This is a genomic window from Echinicola marina, from assembly GCF_020463795.1.
Taxonomy (GTDB): domain Bacteria; phylum Bacteroidota; class Bacteroidia; order Cytophagales; family Cyclobacteriaceae; genus Echinicola; species Echinicola marina.
Genome location: NZ_CP080025.1, coordinates 5423675 through 5450636, shown reverse-complemented (window position 1 = coordinate 5450636; position 26962 = coordinate 5423675). Strand labels below are relative to the sequence as shown.

The 26962-nt window shown below is 41.0% G+C and carries 19 protein-coding genes; 9 read left to right on the top strand and 10 right to left on the bottom strand.

The window, feature by feature from the left end:
* Positions 1 to 3: 3 nt before the first annotated feature.
* From KZP23_RS22130 to KZP23_RS22105, 6 genes are all read right to left on the bottom strand, one after another.
* Entirely contained in the window at positions 4 to 3084 is a 3081-nt protein-coding gene (locus KZP23_RS22130) for an efflux RND transporter permease subunit (protein ID WP_226333984.1), read from the bottom strand.
* A gap of 12 nt (positions 3085 to 3096) precedes the next feature.
* On the bottom strand, positions 3097 to 4614 hold the full coding sequence (locus KZP23_RS22125) for an efflux RND transporter periplasmic adaptor subunit (RefSeq protein WP_226333983.1): 1518 nt from the start codon (positions 4612 to 4614) through the stop codon (positions 3097 to 3099).
* 20 nt (positions 4615 to 4634) lie between these two features.
* The gene (locus KZP23_RS22120) at positions 4635 to 4913 is read right to left on the bottom strand and encodes a hypothetical protein (RefSeq protein ID WP_226333982.1); all 279 of its coding nucleotides are present in this window, start codon (positions 4911 to 4913) and stop codon (positions 4635 to 4637) included.
* 19 nt (positions 4914 to 4932) lie between these two features.
* Positions 4933 to 6117: a TolC family protein gene (locus tag KZP23_RS22115; protein WP_226333981.1), complete on the bottom strand. Its 1185-nt coding sequence runs from the start codon at positions 6115 to 6117 to the stop codon at positions 4933 to 4935.
* Positions 6118 to 6196: 79 nt separating this feature from the next.
* Positions 6197 to 6613: a hypothetical protein gene (locus KZP23_RS22110; RefSeq protein ID WP_226333980.1), complete on the bottom strand. Its 417-nt coding sequence runs from the start codon at positions 6611 to 6613 to the stop codon at positions 6197 to 6199.
* 876 nt (positions 6614 to 7489) lie between these two features.
* Positions 7490 to 8074: a Crp/Fnr family transcriptional regulator gene (locus KZP23_RS22105; RefSeq protein ID WP_137404665.1), complete on the bottom strand. Its 585-nt coding sequence runs from the start codon at positions 8072 to 8074 to the stop codon at positions 7490 to 7492.
* A 316-nt stretch (positions 8075 to 8390) separates the two neighbouring features.
* Here KZP23_RS22105 and KZP23_RS22100 point away from each other — a divergent pair, with 316 nt between their 5' ends.
* Together KZP23_RS22100 and KZP23_RS22095 are read left to right on the top strand one after the other, a co-directional pair.
* Complete coding sequence (locus tag KZP23_RS22100; protein ID WP_226333979.1) at positions 8391 to 8828, top strand: MauE/DoxX family redox-associated membrane protein; 438 nt, start codon at positions 8391 to 8393, stop codon at positions 8826 to 8828.
* Positions 8829 to 9254: 426 nt separating this feature from the next.
* A complete protein-coding gene (locus KZP23_RS22095) occupies positions 9255 to 9524 on the top strand; it encodes a hypothetical protein (protein WP_015268157.1) in 270 nt (89 codons plus the stop codon).
* Positions 9525 to 9577: 53 nt separating this feature from the next.
* Here the strand turns inward: KZP23_RS22095 and KZP23_RS22090 are convergent, their stop codons facing one another.
* The 3 genes from KZP23_RS22090 to KZP23_RS22080 all read right to left on the bottom strand — a co-directional run bounded on the left by KZP23_RS22090 (position 9578) and on the right by KZP23_RS22080 (position 16259).
* Entirely contained in the window at positions 9578 to 10936 is a 1359-nt protein-coding gene (locus tag KZP23_RS22090; RefSeq protein ID WP_226333978.1) for a RagB/SusD family nutrient uptake outer membrane protein, read from the bottom strand.
* A 717-nt stretch (positions 10937 to 11653) separates the two neighbouring features.
* Positions 11654 to 14866 carry a SusC/RagA family TonB-linked outer membrane protein gene (locus tag KZP23_RS22085; RefSeq protein ID WP_226333977.1) on the bottom strand — a complete coding sequence of 1071 codons (3213 nt, stop codon included), beginning with the start codon at positions 14864 to 14866 and terminating at the stop codon, positions 11654 to 11656.
* A gap of 34 nt (positions 14867 to 14900) precedes the next feature.
* On the bottom strand, positions 14901 to 16259 hold the full coding sequence (locus tag KZP23_RS22080; protein ID WP_226333976.1) for a TlpA family protein disulfide reductase: 1359 nt from the start codon (positions 16257 to 16259) through the stop codon (positions 14901 to 14903).
* 940 nt (positions 16260 to 17199) lie between these two features.
* Here KZP23_RS22080 and KZP23_RS22075 point away from each other — a divergent pair.
* The 6 genes from KZP23_RS22075 (at position 17200) to KZP23_RS22050 (ending at position 24784) form a co-directional block, all read left to right on the top strand.
* Positions 17200 to 17601 carry a helix-turn-helix domain-containing protein gene (locus KZP23_RS22075; RefSeq protein WP_226333975.1) on the top strand — a complete coding sequence of 134 codons (402 nt, stop codon included), beginning with the start codon at positions 17200 to 17202 and terminating at the stop codon, positions 17599 to 17601.
* Positions 17602 to 17868: 267 nt separating this feature from the next.
* The gene (locus KZP23_RS22070) at positions 17869 to 19170 is read left to right on the top strand and encodes a Shedu immune nuclease family protein (protein ID WP_226333974.1); all 1302 of its coding nucleotides are present in this window, start codon (positions 17869 to 17871) and stop codon (positions 19168 to 19170) included.
* A 276-nt stretch (positions 19171 to 19446) separates the two neighbouring features.
* Positions 19447 to 19896 carry a hypothetical protein gene (locus KZP23_RS22065; protein ID WP_226333973.1) on the top strand — a complete coding sequence of 150 codons (450 nt, stop codon included), beginning with the start codon at positions 19447 to 19449 and terminating at the stop codon, positions 19894 to 19896.
* A complete protein-coding gene (locus KZP23_RS22060; RefSeq protein ID WP_226333972.1) occupies positions 19883 to 20671 on the top strand; it encodes a hypothetical protein in 789 nt (262 codons plus the stop codon). Before KZP23_RS22065 ends, KZP23_RS22060 begins: the two co-directional genes overlap by 14 nt.
* A gap of 175 nt (positions 20672 to 20846) precedes the next feature.
* The gene (locus tag KZP23_RS22055; RefSeq protein WP_226333971.1) at positions 20847 to 24110 is read left to right on the top strand and encodes a hypothetical protein; all 3264 of its coding nucleotides are present in this window, start codon (positions 20847 to 20849) and stop codon (positions 24108 to 24110) included.
* Positions 24111 to 24370: 260 nt separating this feature from the next.
* The gene (locus tag KZP23_RS22050) at positions 24371 to 24784 is read left to right on the top strand and encodes a hypothetical protein (protein WP_226333970.1); all 414 of its coding nucleotides are present in this window, start codon (positions 24371 to 24373) and stop codon (positions 24782 to 24784) included.
* 199 nt (positions 24785 to 24983) lie between these two features.
* Here KZP23_RS22050 and KZP23_RS22045 read toward each other — a convergent pair whose 3' ends face one another.
* Entirely contained in the window at positions 24984 to 25331 is a 348-nt protein-coding gene (locus tag KZP23_RS22045; RefSeq protein WP_226333969.1) for a hypothetical protein, read from the bottom strand.
* 82 nt (positions 25332 to 25413) lie between these two features.
* Between KZP23_RS22045 and istA the strand changes: the two genes are divergently transcribed.
* Entirely contained in the window at positions 25414 to 26961 is a 1548-nt protein-coding gene (istA, locus tag KZP23_RS22040) for an IS21 family transposase (RefSeq protein WP_226333968.1), read from the top strand.
* The last annotated feature ends 1 nt before the right edge of the window (position 26962 follow it).

The window sequence follows — 26962 nt, the reverse complement described above, 5'->3', positions numbered from 1 at the left end:
AAATTATTTCTTTCGATTGGCAAGCATATATACGCAAGGAATTACAATCAGATTGAGTAAGGTAGCCGAAAGCAATCCCCCTAAGATCACTACTGCCATTGGACTTTGTATTTCATTGCCCGGTTCGCCTGCTTTCAGTGCCAAAGGGATCAAGGCAAGCCCTGTCGTAAATGCCGTCATTAGGATTGGGTTTAACCTGTCCAATGCCCCCGTTTTTAGCAGCTCCATTCCTTTCAAGCCCTCTTTTTTCAGGTCCTCATATCGGGAAACCAACAGGATACCATTTCTTGTTGCGATGCCGAATAGACTGATAAAGCCGATGGTGGCGGCAATGCTGATAATTCCCGAAGTGAAGTACACTATCAAAATTCCTCCAATCAAAGCCAGGGGCAAATTGATCAGCACGATGAAAGAAAGTTTTACATCCTGAAACTCAGAGTAGAGCAATAGGAAAATGATCAGAATGGCAATCACCGCTGTAATAAGCAATAATTGGGATGCCTTCGCCTCACTTTCAAACTGTCCACCGTATTCCACCCGATATCCGTCAGGCAACACAATGTTTTCACCGACAATCTGCTGAATCTCACTCACCACACCTCGCAAGTCACGTCCTTGGACATTTGCGGCGACTACTATCTTTCGTCTAACATCTTCCCTGGAAATCGTATTAGGACTGCTTACCGAACTGACTTCTGCCAATTGGTCCAAAGTTGTCTCTCCACCGTTGGGCAGAGTAACCAGTGCGTTCTGGATCATTTCCATGCTGTTCCTTGATGCTTTTTGAAAGCGGACAATGAGGTCAAAGTATTGCTGGCCCTCATAAATCTCTCCCGCCTTTTCGCCTGCAAATGCAATATCCACCTGTTCCATCAAGTCTCCCACGGTCATCCCATAAGCAGCCAACATCTGTCTTTTTGGAGTGATTCGGATCTGGGGGACTTCAATCTGTTGGTCCACAGCTACGTCGGCAATCCCTTCAATGGATTTGATATTGGTCTCTACGTTTTTACCCAGCTCGAAAAGGCGTTGCAGATCATCACCGAAAATCTTGATGGCAATATTGGCCCTTGTGCCAGATAGCATATGGTCTATACGGTGAGCGATAGGCTGTCCCAAAGTGATGTTCACGCCAGGTACTACACTCAACTTTGTCCGGACTTCTTCAAAGAACTCTTCTTTTGATTTGTCCTCAAGCGTGAAGGGAACGTCAATTTCAGCAGCATTTACACCTTGTGCATGCTCGTCCAATTCGGCACGTCCAGTCCTTCGGGTCACCACTTCCACTTCAGGCATTTCCAAAAGCAGTTTTTCAATCAATTGCCCGTTCTTATTACTTTCTTCCAATGACATTCCAGGAACTCCAACCGCACTGATTACAAGTGAGCCCTCATTGAATTCAGGAAGAAAGCTCCGCCCCAATTGGGTAAACAATATCAAGCTAAAGATAAAGGCTCCAAGGGTCAGTCCTATAACTACCTTGGGGAACTTCAGCGCTCTCACCAATGCACCGGAATAACGAGCCTGAAGCCATCGCTCAACTTTAGTACCTTCAGCTTGTTTGGAGAGTACTTTTTCGCTTTTCAGTAAATACGAACAAAGTACAGGCGTCACCGTAACAGCGACAATAAGGGAAGTCAGTACAGAAGTAATAAATGCTATTCCAAGTGGTTGTAACAACCTTCCCTCCATACCACTTAAGAAGAACAAGGGTACAAAGGATACAATGATGATAAGGGTGGCAATTATTATTGAACTCCTTATCTCTACGGAAGCATTTTTAACCACCGTCAAAACAGGTAGCCGCTCTTCAATTGGCCTTTTTATGTTTTCCCGTAAGCGCTTGAACACATTCTCCACATCAATGATCGCATCATCCACTAAAGCTCCAATGGCAATGGCCATCCCCCCAAGGCTCATGGTGTTAATGGTGTATCCCAATATTTTCAACACAATGATGGAAACCAATAGGGAAATTGGTATGGCAATCAATGAAATAACCGTAGTACGCCAATTCATCAGGAATATGAACAATACGGTCACAACAAAGAATGCCCCTTCCAATAGTGTTTGGTTAAGGTTATCAATGGAAGCCTCAATAAAGTTCGATTGTCGGAAAATATGGCTTTTTATTTCCACTCCCTTTGGTAAGGTGTTTTCAAGATCAACAATGGCCTCATCCAGCCTCCCCGTCAGTTCAAGGGTGTTTACATCCGGCTGTTTGGAGATGGTAAGGATGACAGCAGGTGAAGCATTCAAAGAGCCATCACCAATTTTGTCTGCCGCTCCGATCTTTACCGTTGCCACATCCTTGATTTTTAATGTCTGGCCATTGACATTCTTTAAAACAGCTTCTTCCAACTGCTCCACGGAATAGGCCCTTCCACTACCTTTTATAATATATTGATTGCCATATTCATTGAGAAATCCACCGGGAGCATTGACATTGCTTTCCTTGACTTTTTCCAAAAGCTCCCCAAGGCTTATGTCATAGTATTTGAGCTTTTCGGGATTGGGCAATACTTGGTATTGCTTGTAATCTCCTCCGATCACTATTACATTGGCTATTCCTCCGATTGATTTTATTCTAGGCCTTATTGTCCAATCCGAAAGTGTCCTTAACTCCATTGGGGACAGGCTATCAGAGCTTACCCCCAAAAGCATCACTTCACCCATAATAGATGAAATGGGAGCCATAGTAGGTGTCCCTACGCCCGATGGTAGGTTTTCCCTGACCATTGGGATCCGTTCGCTAACGATCTGCCTTGCACGGTAAATGTCCGTTCCCCACTCAAACTCTACCCACACTATGGATATTCCTGCAGCTGAGGAAGAACGTATTCGCCGTACATTTGGCGAGCCGTTCATGGCAGTCTCCAACTGGTAGGTTACTAGTTTTTCAACCTCTTCGGATTCCATACCATGGGCTTCCGTTAGTATAGTTACTGTTGGGGCCGTCAAGTCCGGAAATACGTCCACGTTCATATTACGGGCGATGTATAATCCTGCAATGCTTAATACTACAGCAGCCAAAAGCACCATTAACCGGTTTTGTAGTGAAATCGATAATATCTTGTTCAGCATACCTTCAACCTTTTAATGTGCATGACCATGTGCGGGTGCCTGTCCAGACATAGAAGCCATTTTAACCTGATAAGCCCCTTTTGTCACTACTACTTCCCCTTTTGAAAGGCCGCTGATGATCTCCACCTCGCTGCCATTGCGTTTGCCGATGGTCACATTCCTTCTTTCAAAGCTTTCCCCTGACAATTGTACAATTACAGAGTAATTTCCATAGTCTTCCATAAGACATGAAACAGGAACAGCAAGCCCCTGAGAAGCTTTTCCAACTGCCAATTGGGCTTCTGTGAAACTTCCTTCCGGCATTTCTACTCCTTCATTTATTTCAGCGAAAACAGATAATAAGGGTTGATTGGGATCAACTTCTTTTCCTACAGATAGTATCCTGCCGCCTTTTTCTTTTAAGGCAGACCAAGTTCCGGCCTTTGGTTGATACCAAAGGTTTTGGATGTTTTGAAGCTCTGCACTGTATTTTGGACTGACCTGTACCTGAAGGAGACTACTGTTGTGACTGGTTACGGTTATCAGGGCTTTCCCTTGCTCTGCAAAACCACCGTTTTCAGTTTGAATCGACTTTATATATCCGTCCATTGGGGAAATGATCTGTTTGCCCCCAGAAGTATAGCCACTGCTAAGTGTTTCATAGTTGGTCTTGGCTACCTGGTATTTTTGTTCCACCTGCTCAAAAGCTGCCTTGGGTACAATTTTGGATTCGTAGAGCTCCTTTTTTCTCTCATATTCAGACTTTGCCTGTTCTAAATCCGCCTTGGCTTTTTGAATCTCTGCCTCCAAGTTGTTTGAAGTAAGTCCGTTACTGCTGACAGTCATCAAAACCTGCCCATTTTTAACTGCACTTCCTTCTGTAAGCACTCCTGGGCCAAATTTCACCCGTCCTGTTGCAGGTGCTACGAGTGTTTGATAATCAGTGGGAGCTACCTTCCATATTCCTGATGTAGGAATGGTCTGGTACACTTCTTTTTCGACCACTGGATCAGTTTGGAACTCAACTTTCCAGGCTTGTTCTTTCAAAAAGCTGATTTCAGTTCCGTTTTCTTCCTCGCTTCCCAAAGTTTCCTGGGCTTCTTCATTGGTTTCAAACACCTGGATATTATCCAGTGTTATCCGGTCCGAATAGGTTGGGGTTTTAAGGTCAAAAACCAATTGATAAACACCTGCCTCTTTGGGTTGTAGGGATGGTCCAAAAATCCCCGGAGAGGAGGGAGCGTCCACTGTATGCCTGATTCCCTTCTTATTTTTGATCAGGCTCACCGTAACATTCCCGTCTCGTACCGGTTGGTGTCCATTTAATATGGTGAAATGAGCTGCAAACCGACTTGTCTGTCCAACCACCAAGGCAGGAAATTCAACAAACAATTCAGTTTGTTCTGTCCAAACGGTATGGTCCACTGATGGCCTTCCATCTCCATCATGGGAGTGTGCCCCTTCTTCTTCATGGCTATGTCCATGATCTTCTACTTTTGGGGATTGGCATGCAAATACTACCGCCCAAAATAATACCAATATATATCGCATTTTGATTGATCTTTTATAGTTTAATGATCGTGATGGGTACTTCCATCATCATGAGTATGTGTAGAACCTGTTTCTTCAGCTGAATCTTCCTTGATGGTAAACTCTTCCTGCTCATGGTGGTTATCATGGTCATGATCACCGTCAGCATGACTGTGTCCATGCTCATCCGCAGATTCTTCATGGGAATGTGCTCCTGTCTCAGTGCCGTGGGAGTGCCCGTGATTGTCTTCGTTCTTCTTGCCTCCGCAGGCTATTACAGCCATGAAGCTTATCGCTAGTAGGATGTTTGAAATTTTCATAATTCTAAGTCTTTAATAGTTACAATTGATGTTTTAATAATTGGGTATGCGATATATATAATTGGTATTCTATTTCCAGCATGGCATCATAGGCCTCTCTGTAAAACTGTAGTTCCATGTAATATTCCAGAAATGAGAGCTCTCCGAGTTCATAAGCCTGGAACAGCAATTCTTCCGTATCCAAATCCGAAAGCGTATTTTGGTACTCTCTGAACTTGGAAAGCATGATTTGGTAATCATTGAATTGCTTCTCATAGGCAGCATATGCATTGGAAAGCCTGGAAGAGGAAAAAGCCTTTTTGAAGTTAACTGTAGATTTTGCGGCCTTTACCTTATTATGGTTGTTCCATAAAGGAATGGATACCCCTATAAAGCCCCCTGAATAATGGGAGTTGGAAACACCCTGACGGTTATATCCCGCTGTCAAATTTGGTAAGGCTTTGTTCTTCGCCAATCTCAGGTTCTGTTCGGCTATAGTTTCCTGTTGCTTCAAATCAAGAATAATAGGATCTAGCAACTGCTTTTCCTGCCAAATACTTTCCCTGTCCTGTAGGTCTAGGGGCAACTCATATTCATTGGATAATAAGCTTACCTCTTTGCCTCCATTTAAATTGGAGAGAAGAAGTTTGATGTTTTTCTTTTCGCTTTCTATCTGTTGTATTTTGAACTGTTCCTTCATCCAGGCGACCTTGGCTTTGTTCATTTCCAGAATCCCTACCTGCTCTTTTTCAAAGAGGGCCTGAACTTGATTGAACACTTTTTGCGCTTGTTCTACCCTGACCGTTTCGGTATTTAACCGCTTATCGAGGTAGATGAGTTTTAAGCAATAGTTTTTGGCCAAAGCCAAAACATCCTGCTTTTTGATTTGATACTCCAGTTCAAGTTTTCTGGACTCTTGATCGATCAGGTTGCTCCTTGAACCATATACCGTAGGAAACTCAAAAGATTGGGTAATTTGAAATTCTGTATAGTCACCCGAGTTATGTTCCCCAAAGGGAAGGTAATAAGCCCCAAATTGAGGGTCAGGTAAGTTGTTTCCAGATTTCAGGTCCAGCCGTTTGCTTTCCACGTATTGCCCAAGAGCAATTAATTCTTGGTTGTTTTGTTCTATCTGATTTAGGATGCTTTCTATTGAAGTCGATTGTGCATATACGCCCAATGACAACAAGAATCCGCACAAGACGAACACTATTGTTTTTAGCATTTGAAATGTTATTGTTGGATAATTCAATAAAGAATGAGCATATAAATATGCTATGGCAAAGTGTTTATTGCCGATTTAATTATCCAAGGGAAGGAGGCCCTCTAAGTGGGTGTGACTGTAGGTAAGGGTTTTCTGATGGCCGATTGTCCAAAAGGACATGCCTATGCAGGCCATTTTCATAAACTATCAGTTCTGGTACCCACTGAAAAAAGTCAGCATAATACTGATAATCCAGTTGCTTTTTAAGTTTTTGATACTCAACGGTTACTGGTGGGTGCTGATGGGTATGTTGAGAATGGGAATGGTTCTTGAAAAGAAAATCCAAAAGACTGGATGGTGAATCTTTTTTTTCCTGGTCATCCTTTTGTGGAGTATGGTGATGGTGCCCATGGTGATGATGCTCAGAAACGGCTACTTTACTTTCCCGATGTTCATGTTGGTGGTGAACATGGGGTAAGGCATTGTGCCCCATCACAAAAACTATGATAAGGAGCATGAAGCAGGCCTTTATTTGATTCAAGAGATTCACTTGAAACAAAAATAGGAAATTATTTTTACTTGTGATTTCTTAATTGCCAAGAGTATTTCATAGTTTAATAATTTAGAGTAGAAAAATTTTTTTTAATGCGATGAATATCTATTATAATGACTGCTTGGTGTAAAGTTATTTATGTAATGCTAGTCTAAGAGATGATGATAAATTGATTACCCAAGTGGTAATAGCAAGATGTAGTTTTGTATACAAAACCATCTCTTCAGCCTCCAAAGTCGGATTGAAAGGTGCTCGGGACTCGCAGCCTTTTGATGGGGGAAACTATTGGTTTTATGGTGGGAACTTGGCTTTTACTTGCCTTTGAAAAGATCAATTTTTTAAGGAGCTAATCGGTTAGTTGGAGCAGTTATGATTTCATATCCTTAATGATAATTTTATCGGTATCCACTTCCCCTTCCTGCAAAGATATTCCGGTCAGGAAAACGGTCAAGGGCGAGATGAATGCTTCCTGCTGTCAGCACCCTTGACCTTTATTCCTTCCCGTTATTAGCTGGCATCCAAGAGGAGTGAATGGGGAGGTATGGTCTTGACGGTCATCAAAAAGCAAAAGAGAGCTATTGCAAAGAGAAATTATCAAGGTTTTGAAGGAGTTATTGGGTGTCGTTCTGGACACCAGCAAGATGTAGGATTGTCTGACGCCATTCCCATCTTGGATTCCTAGTGTACTAGGGGAGCAAAATCCTTCGAAGGCGGATTTTTTGTTTTTGAGATAAAGGACAATAAGTGAAGTCCTGTTTTGTGAAATATAGATATTTTTAGAAATAGATTATTTGTCTTTTAATCAGGTAGGGAGGCGCTTCAATCATTACATGTGTTGCTTTATGGAAGCTGATTGATCAACTTGGTGATAGTGGCTGAGGAAGTATTGAATATAAAAGCCAGGTCTTTTTTGGAGAGAAAGGCCCTCTCTTCTTTGTATTGTTCCCAGAAAAAAGGGAAGCCCTCATCGATGGGAAGCTGAAAGGATTTTAGGTATTTGTAGGTCTCTTCCAATAATTCCCTGTTGATCAAGGTACTTAAGCGGCTGATTTCGGGCATTTCATTTAGAAGTGCGATTTCTGCTTCTTTTTTCAATGAAAAGCAAGAAACGTAACTCAGTGCCCTTAGGTAGAAAGGAGAATCGGATTGGTCAAAATAGGCATTTAGATCAGCGGCCACAGTACCTTCCATGAAAATCTTTACTCGGTAGTCGCGTCCTTTCTTGGCTGGAAAAAGCAGGGCAGCTGTACCGGTATAAATAAAATGAGCGGATTGTTCTGGTTCATTCAGCTCACGAATGATTTCTCCTTTTTGAAAGGTGCTGACCTGAAGATAGGGCCTCAGGTTTCTGTATATCTCAGGACGTAATTTTATCAAATGGTCAAAAGCTTCTTTCAGCAATTCGGTCTTCAATACCTTCCCCATAATGCAAACAATTAGGTGAAACAATCATCATCTTTCTGTTGGATTAAAACAGTAAATCATATTCAAAATACTAAGGGAGAGGTTTCCCTTCAAATATTCAAATACAAATTAGGGATGGTTTACCCTCTAAACAAGAAAATAGATTTATGTGGTAATTGATTGTAAATCAATGGTGTAATTTTTTTTTAGGATCGGTTTTAGGTTTTACCTTCAAAAATACAAAGTCAATTGGATGGCCACGTTTAGGAATGATTTCCTTAGACTTTATGGGCAATAAATCGAATAAGAAGATGCATAAAGGATGGATGGTGTTTTGATGGTAACTAATAAGAAGATCAATATAAACTGGTTGGTGTTTCAGGCGGCAGTGATTGCATTTGTTGTTTTATGGACAATGACAGGATTGGAAAAGCTGATAGGTTTTGGAGAATTTCAAGATGCCATACAGAACCAGACCCTTCCGGTCGGGATTTCCAGGAAGCTGGCTCCTTTGATAGTTTTCCTCGAACTATTATTTGTTCCTTTCTTACTGTTCAGGAAAACGCAAAAGTGGGGATTGTTGCTATCCATACTGCTGATGACGGTCTTTTCAACTTATATAGGACTTGTGTGGATGGGAGCATTTCCTAGGGTGCCCTGCTCTTGTGCAGGATTTATTGAATCCATGAGTTGGTCTCAGCATTTATTGTTCAACTTGGCTTTTATCCTACTCGGAACGTTAGGATTGATGATGAATACGGAGGTTGAGAGTTAGATGATCTGATCTCTGGATTTAGCAGGACAACTGATGGAACTACTGAGCAGGAGTATTGAATAGCATATTACTATTAAATAACTAATAAACACAACTCAACGAAAATACTGCCCAATCTCTCGGGAGAAGGTGTTAGGTGAGATTTACTTTTTCTCTGGCAGTAAAAGGAGGAAGCCAAAAATCCTATAAAGAGTAGGCAAAAAGCAACCTATAACCCGAAATATGCATTAGCATATCTGTTGCAGTTTGAAATTGCTTTAAAATCAGTCGCTACGCTTTAGTTTTCGACTCTACCGTAGCGGAGCTACGCTTGCGTCTCCAAACTAACTGATTTTCTTGCACTATCAAACATCACTACGATTCCCAATGCATAAATCGGGTTTAAACGTTAGGGGATTTTGATAGTTAAAAATCCCATTTTCAATAATGAAAAAGTTAATTAATAACATACCGTTGTTGGCATTTGTGCTGACAGCCATGACCGCGTTGACAATCAACCTCTCAGCAGAGGATGTGCAGGGAACCAAAGAGGCCCTGAACCCGAATACCCATACCTGGGAGGATATCACCAATCAGGAATTGGGGGTAGATTACAATTGTGATACGGAGGTCGATACGGACTGTACCCGTGAAATGGATGAGTTGGGACAAGAGGTTCCTGACTCGAGAGTGGAAGGCGAATTCAAGCCCATCTAAATTTAAAAACTATTTCAATTAGAAAAGCCAGAGGCCATGCCCCTGGCTTTTTTCTATCTTGGATTTTGTTTCATATCATTCAGCTGCAATTCATCCATGGGTATGGGATAGGCATATTTTGGACTTCCTGGTTCTAAAGTGTAGATTTCCCCATCCAAGTCCCTCGTGACTGTCTTTTCATATTGACTACCTGACAGTCTCCTCAAATCCTCCCAACGCAATCCACGAAACACCAATTCTTTTCTTCGTTCTTCCAATATCCGCTCCAATAAAACCTCCCCTGAAATCCCTGCTATAGGTTCAAACTTTCCAGCCTCAAACCGGTGTTCCAATAGATAGTTCAGATTCTCCAAAGCCTGCTCATTATTGCCCAGTCTTACAGCCGCTTCCGCCCTGTTTAGCAAAAGTTCATCCGTGGCCACTCCATCAAACAAATAAAGATTACCCATATAGGTTCCCCTGAATTTGACATGGCCATCCTGATTAGGTTGGGTAAAGAACAGTGACTTTCTTAGGTCACCGGCTGCATAACTTTTATAGATTTCCGAAAGGATAAAAGTATCAGAAGAATAACCAATGGAGCCTGATGAAAAATAACTGCAATAGACCACTTCCTCATTAAGCCTCTTGAAACCAAAAGTATTGCCCTGTTCCAAACTGGTATAATCCATCAGTTCATTTCCCAGTTCAAGTGCAAGTGAAGTGTAATCAAACACTTTTTGATAATCCCCCATAGAAAGATAAACCCTTGCCAATAGCCCATAAACCGCTTGCTTGGAAGGTCTGGTGGCAATGGTCGCCCTTGAAGGCAATAAGTCCAATGCCGCTTCCAAATCTCCAATTACCTGGGCATAGCTATCTTCGATGGAAGACCTTTTTACCAGTTTATTAACATCAGCACTTAATTTTAAAGGGATACCCAATTCAGGATTTACCAGATGATAGGGCATGGTAAAAATCCTAAGGAGATTGTAAAAGGCACTTGAACGATAAAATAAAGCAGATCCCCTCAAACGGTCCCAGTCCACTTGCTCATTCGAATCTGGCACAATATCGTCGAGTTGTTCCAGGGCTACATTGGCATAAAAAACCTGTTCATAAAGGGCGTTCCAAGAAACAAACCTGCCTGTTGGAGAGATAATATCCGCCCAAACATGGGCATTACGGGTAATCTCATTCCAGCTTTCCCATTCTTGCTTGCTGATAAAATAATCATCTGAGGCTACCTCGCCCATATCGGAATTTCTGTTCATGATATATTCATTGTCCAATAGGGCTTGAATATCTTCGAGGTTATCAGGAACCACCAAATCGGTACTGGGCTTTTCATCTAGAAAATCCTGACAGGAAGACAATAAATGAATGATGCTGATGATCATAATGGTGAGTATGGGGTTAGTTATGTTTTTCATTTTGGTTAGATTTTATGTTAGATATTAGACGCCAGACGCAAGACAAAAGACTTGTTTACGGATTCTAGGCCGTATCATACCCGTCATTGCTGTTATGGTTTCCATGTCAATTAATTACCCCCTAAATCCCCCTTGAAGGGGACTTCTTGATATCGTAACCAAAATCGGTTCTTCCCCCTTCAGGGGGAGGTTAGGAGGGGGTAAATTCTTTCTTATTTACTCTTTTATCCATCTTGCTACTATCATCTTGCTACTTTCTTCTAAAAAGAGTCCCGGTTTCCCGTCTGGAAACATTTCCCGCTGTATACAAGATGATGTATGATCACATATGAAGAAATTGCGCGGTAAGGGACTCTGTGATAGTAGCTAGTATTTAGTACATAGTAGCAAGACTTGTTCACGTGAGCGAGATCAAACCTTTTCCGTCATTGCGAAGGACCTGCCCTGTCTGACGCCGTCAGACGTGGCGGAGACTGTGGCAATCTCCTATTCCAAAAACGGGACTGCCACTCCGCTTGTGCGGATCGCAGTGACGGAGAAATAGATGTTCTCGCCTCCGAACTCAATCTTTCCTCTTTTTTCTTTATACTGTCTTACTACTATCATCTTGCTACTTTTTACTTAAAGTAAGCCCCGCCCACCAAGATTTGCCTTTAATAATCAATCTGGTTTAAAATAAACATAGATTAGGGCGGACGGAGCTATATCTTTAGTGCTTTAGAAATCTATTTTCACTCCCAGAGCAATGCTCTTAAGTGGCTTTGCTGTTCTGAAATCGGGATCCAAAGGGTCATCTTTTGCCGCTTTCCAAATGATCCCCAGGTTATTGGCATAGGCATATAGGCCCATTCTTTGGAAGGGCAGTTTGGGCGATGTCCTTTGGTCAAAGGTATAGCCCAAGCGGATGTCCTGTAGCCTAATATGATCCCCTTTCTCTACCAGCACCGAAGAAAAACTATAGAAATTATCCCTATTGGCATTCAACCTGTCCGGCATGGATGGTACGTGGGTACTGGTTTCATCCCCCGGGTTTTGCCAACGCAGGGCAAAGTCCCCATGTCCCCCTTGGGCATTGAGGACGGAGGCATAACGAACGCTGTTCCTCCTGTAATAATAGCCCAAGCGGTAACTGATATTAAAGGACAGGTTCCAGCCTTGCCAACTGAAATCATTTCTAAGTGCACCAAAATGGCTTGGCCTCGATGGTCCATGGTAAATCAGGCTTTCAGGGGTGGCTCCAGTGATGATACCTCGATAATCATTGGAGGCTTCGCCGTCCAGATAGCCCAAGGGGTCTCCGGTATCGGGGTCCAGTCCTGCCCAAGCATAGCTATAAATAGCATAGAGCGGTTTTCCACTAAGTGGTATGGGCAAATCATGATCTCCGCCCATTCCTAATGAAAGGTATTGGTTCACAGGGCCCACCAACTCATAATCACCGACCCTTTCCTTGATCCAAGAATGGAAATGATTGATCCGCCACTGGAAAGCTCCCCTGATCACTGAAGCACTGATATTAAAATCCAGGCCATGTGTTTGTGTGCTGGCTGTGTTTCCTCTAAACTCCGTAATTCCAGAGCTTGGCGCATAAGGAATATCCCCGATCAGGTCCAGCCCATTTTTGATATAGTATTCCACCGTTCCAGAAAACCGGTCATCCTTGGTGGCCCAGTCCAGCCCCAGGTTGACAATCTTAATGCGCTCCCAACTCAATGATGGATTGGGCGGGTTGAGGATGATTCCTTTTGGCAGACCTGTAATATTGCTGTTACCGTTCCTTATGGCCGTGGTATAGGCAGAGACCCGCTTGTCTATATTGCCATTATAGCCATAGGTAAATCTCAGCTTGGCATAGGGCAGCCAATCTTTCATGGGATAGAAATCATCCTCACTCAATATCCATGCAGCCCCAAGGGACCAAAGTGGTACACCCTTTTGATTGGCATCCACCCCAAAGAGGTTGGAGGTATCCTTCCTGCCACTTACCGAAAGGGTATATTTCCCCTGATGGGTATAGGCAGAGTTCAGGTAATAGCTAAGGTAGCGGTCCACTGTACTGCCCACGTGGTCCCCATTTGGAATGCGTAAGGAGGCAGAGGGAAAATAATACACGGGATAGGGATTGACATAGTCCATCTGGGCAATATTGCCCACCCGATCATTATAGCCATAAAAGCGGGTACCAAGACTGGAACTTTCAAAGGACTTCACTTCTGCCCCTGCTATGGACACCCAGTCCCCTTGCTCCCAGTCCGTTTCATAGTTCAGCTGCGCCCGTCCGTTATGTGAAAAGCTTGAATATTGGGAACGGTCCAAAATCCCGCCCTCAGGAATGATGCGGGTAAGGTTTCCCTCTTCATCCACCTGTGTGTACTGGTTGACCCAGTCACGGGCATAATAACTTTTCGCGCCATAGTGCTGTTTAACTTCCTGCTCATTGGTCCAGTACTGGTAGGATACTTGGGCATTCAGGCCTTTGATGATTTTATAATCCAATCCAAGGTTCATACGGATATCCCTGCCCTTCAGAATATCGGATTGCTCATGGATGTCCTGCAAGGGATTATAGCGCCAGTCCAGCAGACCTTCAGCTTCAGCACCATCCAAAAATCCACCCCGGTAGTCCTTGGTGATGGCCATAGGATTACCATTTTCATCCCTGAACTGCACATAAGGGGCCAGCACATCATTGCTGGATTGCTTGAGTTCACCATAGGCCAGCCCATTGCGGTCTTTATGGGTTTTGGTGAAGTAGATACCTGTGCTTAGGTTTAGCCGATCTTTTAGGAGCTTGATTTCCTGCTTGCCTCCCAGGGTAAAGCGTTTCATTCCACGGCCAACCACTGTTTCCTGGTTCTTGTCCCATCCTGCTGTCAGGAAATAGCTTTGCCTTTCGCTGCCACCGGAGATATTCAGGGCGTATTGTTGATTGATGCTTTTTCGGTAAAAATCCCTTAAATATGCCTCCCGCAGATCCTGATTCCTAAATGCAGCTATGCGGGCGTCCGCTTCGGACTGGTCGATCTCCCCATCCCTTGCAGCAATCAAGGTTTCCACTACAGGACTTAGCGCTGTTTTTCTGGGCGTGTTTTCTTTGGAATTATAAAATCGCCTGTCAAAAAGCATCAGCTCGGTATTGATAAAATCATTTACCGACATCTGGGGTTGGTAATAAGGATCAAAGACTTCTCCGATTGTAATATTGCTGTTAAGGGACACCCTGGGCTTTGCGCCTACCTGCCCACTTTTGGTGCTGATCACGATCACTCCATTGCCGGCCTTTACTCCCCAGATGGAAGCGGCAGCTGCATCCCTGAGTACATTGATGCTTTCCACATCATTGGGATTGATGTTTTCTATTGGGCCATCATAGGGAAAGCCATCCACTATGATCAATGGGCTGGAATTGGCAAATAAGGTACTCCTTCCACGGATGGAAAGTGCATCCGAAGCGGGGCCATTTCGGTTAAATATCAGTCCCGGCGTCACATCCCCAAGCCGTTCAAGAATGCTAGTGCTAACCGGACGGTCGATCAGGCTGCTATCCAGATGGACAAAGGAACCCGTTGCCCGCTCCTTAGAAATTTGCTGGTAACCTGTGGAGACCACTTCTACGCCATCCAGACCCATTGCTTCTTTTTCCAGTTTTACGATCAGCTCCTCCTCCAGGGGTAGGCTAATGTCCCTGCTTTGTCTTTGGTAGCCCAAATAGCTGAATACTATGCGGAGCTCAGATTTAGCTACCTGAAGTGAAAAATCCCCGTATTCATCTGTCACCGTTCCCTTTCCACTATCCGCTATCTGTATGGTCGCCCCAATCAACGGTACATCCCGATGGTCCAAGACCTTCCCCTTGAGGATATAGGTCTCCTGTGCCATGGCCATTCCGGACCAAAGCAAACAAATCATCCATGGTAAAATCCTTTTCATTTATCTATAGTTATATGGGTTATAAATTCAGTTATCAATGGCCTTGAGGACGATCCCTGATGACCAGCATCTTGATGGGCATGACCTTTTTGACTAGGTCCAATCCGTATGGGGCAAGGGTCTTCCTGATGCTTTCAAGGTTATTCATCTTGCCCTCCAACTTAATATCCACCTTATAATCAATCCCCGTATCATCCACTATGGGAATCCTCATGAGCTGAAGATGGAAACGCCAGTGATAGGGGAGCAGACCTATTCTCTCATTGTTCAGCTCGAGTCCAAAAGCGTCCATTTCTATCTTTCTTTCTCCACCATCTGTTCTCAGGTCGATGGTTGTATCCGTCCGCACCAAGGCCAATACCTCGGTATCCCTCATCTCCACAGCTGCCCGGTATTCTGGGAACATCCTATCCAGGTCGGTTTTCATGATATCATATTCCTGCCCAGGGTATTGGGGCGAAACGATAAGCTCATAGCAGAAACGATGGTCCAGCTTCCATTCATCATAATTGTCCAGATCGGCATTGTATTTTAGCAAGTCCGGTTCCTTTACTTCCAAAATCCTTCGATTGCGGTTGAAGTCCACCTTCCCCGCACCATAGGCAAGCCCGAAATAGGTGGGCAGGTCGGAATTGGTCAGGAAGATGCGCATCCAGCTTTTATCGGATTCCCCCGTGACCTTGTACATCGCCGGCATGCCCTCGATATAGGGCATAAAAACCGACTGCAGTAGAATCCGCTTGTCCTCATCAAATCCTCTGTTCCCGAAAAACAGCAGTTCATTCCTTTTAAAAAGGGCCTTGGGAGCTGATTTGCTTTCCAATTCTTTTACTCCCTCCAAAACTTGTCTGATACTGTCCCGAACAACAGATTCCTTAGAGGTAAAGGCCATTACCTTACCCTTAGGATCTATCCATACATAGTGGGGCAAGGTCCTGTGCGGAAATAGCTGTCGTAAGGTATTATCTGAAACGGCCATGGGCATTTTGATATCCTTCAGCACCTTCAGTCGTGAAAAGAGCTTGTCCACTTCCTCCTGATCTTGATAGGTTACTGGCAGGACTTCCAGCTTTCCCTCAAACTCCCGCCGTAAGCTATCCATCTTCGGAAAGCCCTTCACACATGGCGCACACCAGGTGGCCCAAAAGTCCAGGATCAGCAGCTTGCCCCGGTAATCTGACAATTGTATTTCCCCTTCAGGATGGTTGATGACATTTTTTACCAATAAGTCAGGCATCTGCTCACCCACCTTAAGTTCCTTCACCTGCAGGGAGACGGTATCGCCTACCGCCCCCGCAGGTGGGGTGCCTGCAACTTCCAATTGGTTTCCATATAAGTTGCTTCCGAAAAGGCATAGGTATGCTAGGAAGCATGTGAACGTTGTTTTTTTCATGCTTAATATGCGGTTGTGTAGAAAGTGTTGGGACAAGACACTGAGTCTTGTCAGATGCTAGTAGCCAGAGCCAAGATTAAAGACTGGTTTACGGAGACGATATCGAGTGTCATACCGAGCGGAGTCGAGGTACGACACGAAGGCTTCGACTAAGTTCATCCTGAGCGAAGAGCCGAAGGGCTCAGCCTGACAGACGAGATTGTCATGTTGACGAAAGAGCCTGTCCCGATACTTTCGGGAAAGCATCTCTTCCAGTAACATCCTCCCAGTCTAGTCCGCTATGACAAAGACGAAACAAGTCTAACTACTTACATCTTGCTACTAGCTACTCCAATAGCTTTCTACATTTTATAAGAAATTGATTAAATCCCAGAGCCCATAAAGCCCCGGGCCAGGCTGCCCTACCAGACGCGAGGGGCGTCCCCCAGGCGAATGCAGCCTCCGAATCGTCGAAAAGTACGGGGTATAAGGTACCCGGTACGATGTATACATTTAAAATAGGTTCGATGGTGTTATACTATTAGTAATCAGTAGCAGTACTCAGTATCGATTTTGCAATCAAAAGCTCCAGACTACCTACTAACTACTCAATACTACCATTATATTGGATTCTTCGGTTTGCGTTCGAAAAGTATATCATACTTGGAGATTCCCGGTAGGATATCAAAGGAACGGTTATCATAATAGCATACCATATCTTGCTCCACAGGATTTAATAATCTGAGCAGTAAGGAGGTGGCATTATGTGATCCGAAATGAACCATACACAATTTTACAGGAATGGCTTTGAAATCCCTTAAAAACATAGTAGTTTCGTTCTATATGACAGTAGTTTAAAACAACTAGGAATTGGAATAATCTAGATTTCATGTTAAAACACTTTTAAAAACTACAGGAAGTATGGTAATTTTTGTATATTGAATATAAAATCAAGCATCATATGAAGGAGGAAAATGGAAGCGAGTTTACTGTACTCGAGAACAAGAATATAGGTAGAAACTTTTCTGCTTTTCGTAAACTAAGGGACAAGAAAGCCTTGGAGGTAGCTGACTATTTAGGTATGTCAGAAGCCAACTATACTAAATATGAGCGGGGTGAGAATAAAATTACGATTGATCTTATTCAACAAGTAGCTGAATTTTTAAAGGTAGATCCACTTCAAATGATAGCCGCTCAGCCTGGTCATGTGATAGAGCATCTTACTAATTCTAACATTACATTTGGTGGGAAAATTAGTGCAAATTATGCCGATAAGAACCAAACAGAGGTGATGCTGAAAATGATGGAGACTATGATGCAAATGAATGATGCTATCAAGAAGATTTTAGAGGATAAGAAGTAATTTAGGATAGATTATAAGAGTGAAACTGTTGTAAAATACCCCATATGGGGTATTTTTTTTGTTATATGGCTTTTTTAGTTTTGGAGTATATATCCAGTTTTAAATGTTTAGAATAATTGGGAAGCGGTTGTAAACGTACAAATAGCCTTGAGGTAATGGGAAAGGATAAATTTGACAGACAAAAACATATAAGATATATCTAGTACTACGTGATAATATGAAAGTGTTGTATGATTTAATGTGACCAAATTAATTAATACTAATAGTATGGCAGTAACAGAACCGATAAGAGAGGAAAAAGAAATTAAGAAAACTGCAACAGTTATTGTTTATGAATTTGTAGATTCTGATAAGAAGATTAAAAAAATTAGTAAAGAACAATACCGCAGAAAAGATTTGGTGGTGCATTATCCTTGGGGATTCGACGGGAAAGATAAGTACCCTAATGTTAAGAAAATATTGTATGAGGGTTTTGATGGAAAACTTCCTGTAGGTACAGTAAAAGCAGCAACTTTTGGTTATGGTTTAAATAGTAAATTGAAGCCAGTTGGAGAGTATATAGGTAAAGAGTTGAAAGTATCAACTATAAGGGTAATTAAAAAGGGTTCTCCTAAACTTGATTCAATAAAAAAAGAAATTACTCTCACTGAAGCTAACTTGCGAAACCTTTATGATATTTTCTCGGCAAAACTTGACCAGCAATCTCAGGATAGAGCAAATTTAGCTCAGCAATCATTAAAAAATATTTTTCCAAAAGATATCGATGATGTTGAGTTTAAGTATGTGAAAAATTCAATAGCAGAAACAATTTCAACATGGGGAAGCTCAATTGATGAGTTTTCTGATAACGACAAGGCTTCTATCAAAGATATGTTTGATAAATTATCAGTTACAGATGACTTTCTGTCCACTGAAACATTGTTGGATACTAAGAAAAAATTGGATGCAAAGTATATCGAAGATGTTATATCTGAGTATAAAAGTTTGATGGATAGAACTGCGGATTCAGAAGCTACTGAGAAAAAATGGCAAGAATTTCTTAACAAACACAATTGGATTTTTTCACATATATTCTCATTCCCTATTATTTTATTTCAAGATGAAGCTTATGTTGGTGGAAAGAATCTTTCAAACAAAAATGGAAAATTGAATGACTTTTTAGTAAAAAACAATTTAACTGAAAATGTTGCTTTCATTGAGATAAAGACACATAAAACCGAATTGGTTAAGAAAGGTAAGCCTTATAGAGGAACAGATGTCTATGGGTTAAGTGATGACTTATCAGGAGGTATTTCACAGGTTCTTAACCAAAGGGACAATTTTCAAAAACATTATTCTGTTATAAAAATGGAATCTGAAGAACCATTTGAAACTTACAATTCAAAGTGTGTTGTTTTGATGGGGGAAATTAAAGAACTAGATAAGAAACAACTAAGGTCTTTTGAACTTATCCGAAGTAACAGTAAAGATGTTGAAATATTAACATTCGATGAGTTACTAGATAGAATTGAAAGCCTTCAGAAGTTGATTCAAGGTAAAGTAAAGCCAAAACGAGCTAAGAATAAATAAAACACTTGCGCCTATCTGGGTAAAGAATGCCTCTTCACCCTACTATGCTTGGAACCTTTAATTCCACATAAGATAGATGTTTGGCTTCAGATATGAGGATCAAACAATTCTTTCCATCCTGATTGTAATCTACTTTATTGTTTCGTTTACAATCCAGAAGGATATATTATTATAACTCAAGAAGAACTGAGAATAATTTGAATGATACTTTGAAATTAATGAAGGTAAAGGTTAAAATAGTACCTAAGGGACATTAATCAATCACAAACAATCAAGATGGACAAAGAAACTCCAATAATAAACATCTTTACCTATGATTTACCCTATAAACTCGCCAATCAGATTTACAATGAATACGAGTCACGTCTAAGAGAAGTGAAATATATTATAGGTATATCGCAACGATATAAATCACTTGAAAAATATCAAGACTCTGTTGAGATTTTACTAGCACTTACTATTTTTCATAAGCGTGTAATTGCCAACCTTGATGCAGCGGTCAAGTTTTATGGAACAGTTAATAAATACAGCGACTCTGATACCATACGCATTGGTACCTATCAATTCACAGCTGAAGAAAAAAATAAGCTTTTGGGGTTAACTATTAGCTACAATATTCTCAGAAAGAGGTTTGGAATACCTGATGATTTCGTTGATTATAATCAAACTAAGGAATTCCTACTGAAATGTCTTTCTTTACTCAATTCAAATTATGGAGAAAACTAATAACCAGGATCAGAGGCAAAAGAAGACGATCTCTCCTTTTAAAGAGAAAGCAGAATTAGAGAAGGAGATAAAAGGATTTATTAACAAGTTTAAATCAACGGTTAAAAATCAAGCGAATAGAATAAGTGACTTCTTTGAAATGTCATGTTTTAACTATGTAGTGAGGTTTTATGAACATCATGACTATCAAGTCAAAATTATGAACTTAATTGATAAGGAATATCGGTATAAATGTTCACCTGCCGGTATTCAAAAAAATTATTCATATTTCTCAATTACGAAAACGATAAATAAACGAGAATACAGCTTCGAAATTCAACACAACTTGGCGGTACAATCATCATTTGATAAAGAAATATTTACAAACCCAGACATAGTGGTAATCAGAGAAGGAAAGTCAAAAACAACCACGAAATACTATGAAACCAATAGAAGGTTTTCCTATGTTGAAAATAAACATACGATCACATTTATTGAGGTAAAACACTTTAACCCTTTTCCAGAGTTAATTTTCAATTTTATGGGTATTGTCAACGAAATTAGGAAAGACATACTGACCAATTCTGCAAGAGCTAAGAGACCTATTCATTTAGCACCAAGTTTAATGGTATCGGGTAAACCGAATAAGCAAACCGATAGGATTCGAAACTCACTAGAACAACGATATTGCATTAATATCATCTATGATTTATTTGACTCTGGTACCCAAACTTTTTCTAGATTTGGTGTGAGACGTCTGAAAACAACTGGAAAAAACCAGCCGCTAATTGAGTAGGTAAAGGGGAATTCTACCCCTAAACCTCTCACTACCTGTCCCGCAATAGCGGGAGAACCGTACCTGAACTTCTCGATTCATATGGCTCTTATTATTCAATTGATTGGATTAGACTAATTTGTATTGAAATGGAAATATTTTGGTTATTTTAGGCCTTCTTTAAACTACCATGTATATGGAATTAAATAAACTTTTCTTATTCTCAAAAAATACCGATGCGTTTGCTGCCCAACGAGGATATAATTATCAGACAATCAAAACTCTTGAAACCTGGGTTAGTAATTTTCTAAGCGATATCAAAGAAGATATTTATTGCGAATTTGAAGAGGATATCTTTCAAAAGGACTTGTTGGAACAAAAACTCATTTTTCGTCAAATAAAACTTTATTCCAGCAACTTCTCTTTTTCAAGCGAGGAAATTAAAAAATGTATCTGCCACTTTTTTATGCTCCATGTAAAATCAGATTACAATGATTTCACAAAAGAATATGTTTTTGAGACTAATACAAATATTGCTCAAAAATATCTACATAACGATGCCGATCTGCTAAGGGAGTGGTTTGAATACCAAGAACATTTGGATGAGAAGAAGCTTGTCAAGTATGCCCAAAAAGTAAAAAGCATAGTAACAGAATATATAGAAGAGCAAAAAAAAGCTTTGAAATATATGGATGGTCTGAAAGAAGCAGTTGATATATTCGACCAGTTGGAAGACTCATTTTGGCAAGAATTTACTAAAATAATAAAATGGAAATTTATTGGAACTTCGCCCGATGATGAGTTCTCTTCTACAAAAACCAATATAGATCTACTCATACAGAAATTACCTTACGATACAATTAAAGGCAATTCTGTACAAGTTTTTGGGGTATTGCTAAATGCCGTTTTTATGGTGATTAATGAAAAGGTGGGCGAAGAACGAAAACTAACCTACGATCAATTAGAGCAGAATCTACTCCAAATTGGCGGTGAAAATGATAAATGGTATTCAGTCAGGTACGACTTTTATAAAACCATTGCCCCCATAGATGAATTCAGAATTGGAGAGTTTTATGAAATTTTAGATTTGGCAAACTATTGTCGTAGGAAAAAGTATCTACACAAACACAAAGATATTTGGAATTCTTTCCTTATTTACTATGCACGGAATATAGAAATAGATTCCCTATTCAGGAGAAAGGCCGTTTATGAAATAGTGTTTCTCAATAATGAGTTTTATGAAGTGGATTATGAAAATCTGGATGTTCGTAAGCGGCCTGATGGAAGTTTATTAGGGTTTGAAGAAGACATCCGGTACTACTTTAGCGACTTTATTGTTTTTAAGACTGCCATAGATATAGAAAATGCTCATAATATTATCAGCTTGGTATTTGTTGCTTCTAAAAATGAAAAATCATTAATCGGTGAAGATGAGCTAAGGGGATGGTTTGTACAACTTTTCAAAAAGATTAATCAAAAATTACTGATTGAAAAAGAAATTAGTGAAAAATGCAATTTACTTGAACAGAAGGGTACTTTCCTCTTAGGAATAAACAGGGTAAGAAATAAGGGCAAAACCGAATTTATACAGTATTTTAATGAGATTCTAACTTTGGTTGAGCAAGCTCCCCTTTTCAAACTATCCCAATTTGGCGATAGAATAGAAAAATACATTAAAATGCAGCTCAATATAGATCCTGAAGATAAAATGGGTATTATAGTCTCATTGGAAGATTTTTCTGAAAGCCTCTTCCCTTTAGTTGAAAAAAGAGAAGGCAAGGTAAAACTTGCCCAAACACAGGTAAAAAGAGGCTGTAGCTATTTGAGTACCACAGTTCCGAAAAACTTACTGAGAGCATTGGACTATTTTCATAAGGCTAAGGACAACTACCTTCAAGAAGATACTATTGAAGGTTATATCTTAGCGTTGTTAAATATTGCGCAACTTTACAATTCGATAGGAATGCACTTTGCTGCTAAGAACTACGCACTTGCTGCATTCAGAATGAGTACCAATGAAGAGTTGATTAAAAGGACTGAGGATAGTTTGGTGTTATTGTTTTATTCCGACTTTAAACAAGGTTCTTGGTTCAACGCCCTTAATATTTATAGTCAGTACATTCATTTAAGGTTAGATTCTAATTTTGACCAAGCAGATTCGGAAGGGGAAAAGAGGGCCACGTTGGACACAGCGTTTATGCTATATGTAATGAACAGAAGTTCCCACCAGTTTAAATATTTAATTGAAAACTACGTCAGGCATCTTGATTATGTGGGCGAAGATATAATCAAACCCATTCAGGAAAGAATAAGTGTAGAACTACAGTCTGAAGATACCTACAATAGGGCAATCGAAAGACATATTGATGATTTTCCACTTAACGATGCTGGAAAAGAATGTAAAGTTCGTTTTTATGCTTTGGGTAGCTTATGGTGCATTAGTTTTGATAATACACATCAGGTGCGTTCAGTTGCTGAGGAATATATTTCAGCCATCCAAACTGTCTTGGCAGAGATTGCTTTATCGGATGCAGATTTTCATTTGCTTAAATCTAGGATTAAAATAGAGTTGACTTTAAGTGATAAATATCTGCCTCCTGAACAACTTCCATCGAATGAGGAGATAAACTGGAAAGTTTTTATCTGTTTTTCTGATGTAACAGGTGCTGAAAAAATTAACCAACATTCTGCGTTCAATATGATTTCTTTGCGACTTATGTTGGACAACATTAGCGTTTTGCCACAAACAGAATTTGACAAATTATTTTGGAAATTCTTCAAAGAGTCAAGGCTCGATAGTAAACAGATCGCTATTAACCTTTATCAAAAGATACACAGGGATATTTATATTGAAAAAGATTTTGAAGCGTTTCAAGCTCCGTCTTTTGAAAGAGAGCAGCTAAAACTTAATTTCCCAAAAGAAAACAAAGTAATGGTTTGGGAAAGCTCATTAAGTGAGAAATATGATAAAGTGTTTAGCCTGGGAGCCATTGAAAACCGTTTTAATAACATTAGAAAATGCACTTACCTCACGTTGGCAGACCTCAGGAAACTGCCCGATTTCCCTGCATTGCTAAATACTTTAAGAAGTCAGGGCTACAAAGATTGGCAGATATTGATGAATATGCAAAATTTTATGATCAACTACAAAGTACAGCGTTTTGAGAGGAAAGAATTTAAAAGTGAGCTAGAATATGTGGAACATATTCAAAAAAAAATGTTGGAATATATGAATATGGATGAGAAAGATTGTTACGTACAGTTTCCATTGAAAGCTTTCCAGTCAAAAGAGTTTATGGAGCAGTTCAATATAAGTTTAATCGCAGTACTTAAAACCTATGGACTGGAAACTAAATCTATGACCCCGAATTTTAAAGCAATCAAAGAGTTTTTGGATGTGAGATTTAATTTAAGCAATGATGACTATAATGAAAATAATCCTTTAAGGGATATCCGATAAAGGCGAGATTTATAAATTGCCGGAAGTGGACTTCTCCACCGCTGCTACGACCAAAAAAGGGGAAATAAATTAAGAATGAAGTCGGGTATGAATTGGGCATGTTAACCCTAAACCTTTTAACGTGCGGCTTTGTACTCTTGGAGGACCATGGTCCTCCATCACATAGGGATTAACCAAACCTGGTAGTAAATAGAGTGGTAACTGGAAAGGCTTTTCCATATTAAGTATATTGTGCTATTTATAATTTGGTTTATTCTGAGATGGATGAAATTAAAATGCAATTAACTTTGGTAACAACAGATTTTAGAAAGTTGATGGTGGAAAAAATTAAAACTTTTAAGCATCCGGAGTTTATTAATTTTCCTTCTGGCAGTTGTTTTGCCTCTTCAGTTTTATTGAATCATTTTTTAATTAATAAGGGTTATTTAGGTTTTAATATTGTATTTGCTAACCTAAATAATAAGAGTCATTCTTGGGTTCAAAATGATCAATTCATTATTGATGTGACGGCTAATCAGTTTGACGAAATTCAGGAAGAAGTATTAGTAGTTAGAAAAGGAATGGACTTTTGGCATAGAAATTTTAGTGTCAAATCAATTCGTAAAACGGATTACCGTGATTTAGTGGATCTAAATTTGATACCGTTGGGAAGGTCAATGGGGCTACTTTTTTGAAAATAGATTTTTAGATTTGATATTCCGGAGAATGCTGACCCCTTTAAACCGGAATTTTTTTTGGGTAATGGATATGCCCTTTGACTGGACGAAGAATGCTTCTTCACCCTAATATCCTGTGAATTTGTAATTCCCTTTTCCGGATTGTTATATTGTTATAAAATCTTACAGAGGATAAGCTCATTTGATAACTTTTTTGCTACCCTCCATGCTGGAAACATTTGCCATTGGCACTTTTGGTCATTCTTTTGCAACGGCTTCCTGTTTTGGTGGTACCCAAACAGCGAACGGAAGTTACCCTTAGGAGGGGGGATGCCTTTGTCGTACTGGCTTTTGCCGGAGTTACGTTATTTGTTTCACTGGCGGCTTTAGTTGGTGTGCTAGTCTTATTATTCGTTACTACTGAATTAGGCTTATAAACGCTGCAAGCAGTATAATCTTTCTTTTTGGCCTCTGTTAGTTGGAGGCTTATTTGGATATAACGGTTTGAATTGTGCCACCCATTTCGGTCAAACTGTGCCAGGCCTTTCGGTTTAAACCGTGCCATTTCCAGTACGGATTTCGGTTCGAACCGTGCCACTTTTGAAAGATCAAGTTTAACCTGCTATATCGCCTAAAAAAAGAGCGATATGGCCAACGTACTTGATCCCATGGATATAAAGCAGATTTTCAGTTTACACAGGGACGGGCTCAGCAACCGAAAGATAGGAGCCGTGCTGGGGATTTCCCGCAATACGGTAAACCAGTATATCTCCTGGCTTGCAGCCTCGGACTACGAAGTGGATGAGATCCTGTCCCTTACCGACACCAAATTGAGGGAGCTGTTCCCTTCCCGCACCACCATAAAGAATGACAGGTTTGATGCCCTGATGCGTTATTTTGAACGGGGAAAAGCAGCTAGAAACCATCCGGGATTTACCTTTCTGCACCATTATCAGGAGTACAGGCAGCTTGTGGACAGCCCCTACAGCTATACACAGTTCATGGAGCATTACCATAGAAAATATCCCAATGCAGGGGGCTCCATGAAGCTTGAACACCTTCCCGCCCATGAGGTGTTCATCGATTTTGCGGGCACAAGGATGGAGGTCGTGGACCGTGATACAGGCGAAGTGAAAAAGGCGGAAGTCTTTGTGGCCGTGCTTCCCTTCAGCCTGTATACCTATGTAGAGGCATGTTGGAGCCAGAAACGTGGGGACCTTGTCCACTGCATGAACAACATGATGTGGTTTTATGGGGGCGTTCCCAAGGCCGTGGTCTCTGACAACCTAAAATCGGCCGTCACCCGGGCAAGTAAATATGAACCCGAGATCAACCGTTCCCTTAAGGATTTTGCAAGGCACTATAACTGTGTCATCAATCCCACCAGGGCATACAGCCCACAGGACAAGGCGCTGGTGGAGAATGCAGTACAGCTCAGTTACCAGCGCATATACTATCCCCTTCGGGAGATGACCTTTTTTTCGATCGATGAGCTGAACGGCGAGATAAGAAGGCTGTTGGAAAACTACAACAACATGCTCTTCCAGAGAAAGGAAGCCAGCAGAAGGGAGCTTTTCCAGTCCATGGAAAGGGAATGCCTCAAAACCCTTCCCACAGGTTTATACCAGCTCAGGGACTATACAAGGGCAAAGGTCCAGAAGATAGGCTATGTTTACTTCTCCCCGGACAAAAGTTATTACAGCGTCCCTTACAGGTATATCGGAAAGTCCACCCAGATCCATTATACAAGGGACATCGTGGAAGTCTACCATTGCCATGAAAGGATAGCCCTTCACAAAAGGAACCCGTCAAAGGGCTGCTATAACACCAACAGGGAACACCTCAGCAGCACGCACAAAAAATACCTTGACTGGAGCCCTGACCACTTCAGGAAGCTGGCAGCTCCCCTGGGGGCCAATGTGGCCACATGTATCAGTGAGCTTTTTATCGGATCGGACTACCCGGAAACGGCCTACAAAAGGGCACAGGGCATCATAAAGCTTGCCAAGCTTTACGGCAGCGAAAGGCTGGACTCCGCTTGCGGAAGGGCCATATATGCCAGGGCAATATCCTACCGCAGGATAAAGAACATACTCGAAAACAACCTTGACAGGGTCGCCCCGGAAGAGCTGGACAAAAAGGAATCCCACATTCCCGACCACGAAAACATCCGGGGCGCATCCACTTACCAATAAA

Bases quoted from the DNA above. Each gene is read 5' to 3' on its own strand.
- istA (WP_226333968.1), top strand. From the start codon at position 25,414: ATGGCCAACGTACTTGATCCCATGGATATAAAGCAGATTTTCAGTTTA.
- KZP23_RS22100 (WP_226333979.1), top strand. From the start codon at position 8,391: ATGGTAACTAATAAGAAGATCAATATAAACTGGTTGGTGTTTCAGGCG.
- KZP23_RS22115 (WP_226333981.1), bottom strand. From the start codon at position 6,117: ATGCTAAAAACAATAGTGTTCGTCTTGTGCGGATTCTTGTTGTCATTG.
- KZP23_RS22090 (WP_226333978.1), bottom strand. From the start codon at position 10,936: ATGAAAAACATAACTAACCCCATACTCACCATTATGATCATCAGCATC.
- KZP23_RS22120 (WP_226333982.1), bottom strand. From the start codon at position 4,913: ATGAAAATTTCAAACATCCTACTAGCGATAAGCTTCATGGCTGTAATA.
- KZP23_RS22125 (WP_226333983.1), bottom strand. From the start codon at position 4,614: ATGCGATATATATTGGTATTATTTTGGGCGGTAGTATTTGCATGCCAA.
- KZP23_RS22070 (WP_226333974.1), top strand. From the start codon at position 17,869: ATGGCAGTAACAGAACCGATAAGAGAGGAAAAAGAAATTAAGAAAACT.
- KZP23_RS22085 (WP_226333977.1), bottom strand. From the start codon at position 14,866: ATGAAAAGGATTTTACCATGGATGATTTGTTTGCTTTGGTCCGGAATG.
- KZP23_RS22065 (WP_226333973.1), top strand. From the start codon at position 19,447: ATGGACAAAGAAACTCCAATAATAAACATCTTTACCTATGATTTACCC.
- KZP23_RS22080 (WP_226333976.1), bottom strand. From the start codon at position 16,259: ATGAAAAAAACAACGTTCACATGCTTCCTAGCATACCTATGCCTTTTC.
- KZP23_RS22095 (WP_015268157.1), top strand. From the start codon at position 9,255: ATGAAAAAGTTAATTAATAACATACCGTTGTTGGCATTTGTGCTGACA.
- KZP23_RS22110 (WP_226333980.1), bottom strand. From the start codon at position 6,613: ATGCTCCTTATCATAGTTTTTGTGATGGGGCACAATGCCTTACCCCAT.
- KZP23_RS22050 (WP_226333970.1), top strand. From the start codon at position 24,371: ATGGATGAAATTAAAATGCAATTAACTTTGGTAACAACAGATTTTAGA.
- KZP23_RS22075 (WP_226333975.1), top strand. From the start codon at position 17,200: ATGAAGGAGGAAAATGGAAGCGAGTTTACTGTACTCGAGAACAAGAAT.
- KZP23_RS22055 (WP_226333971.1), top strand. From the start codon at position 20,847: ATGGAATTAAATAAACTTTTCTTATTCTCAAAAAATACCGATGCGTTT.
- KZP23_RS22105 (WP_137404665.1), bottom strand. From the start codon at position 8,074: ATGGGGAAGGTATTGAAGACCGAATTGCTGAAAGAAGCTTTTGACCAT.
- KZP23_RS22130 (WP_226333984.1), bottom strand. From the start codon at position 3,084: ATGCTGAACAAGATATTATCGATTTCACTACAAAACCGGTTAATGGTG.
- KZP23_RS22060 (WP_226333972.1), top strand. From the start codon at position 19,883: ATGGAGAAAACTAATAACCAGGATCAGAGGCAAAAGAAGACGATCTCT.
- KZP23_RS22045 (WP_226333969.1), bottom strand. From the start codon at position 25,331: ATGGCACGGTTTAAACCGAAAGGCCTGGCACAGTTTGACCGAAATGGG.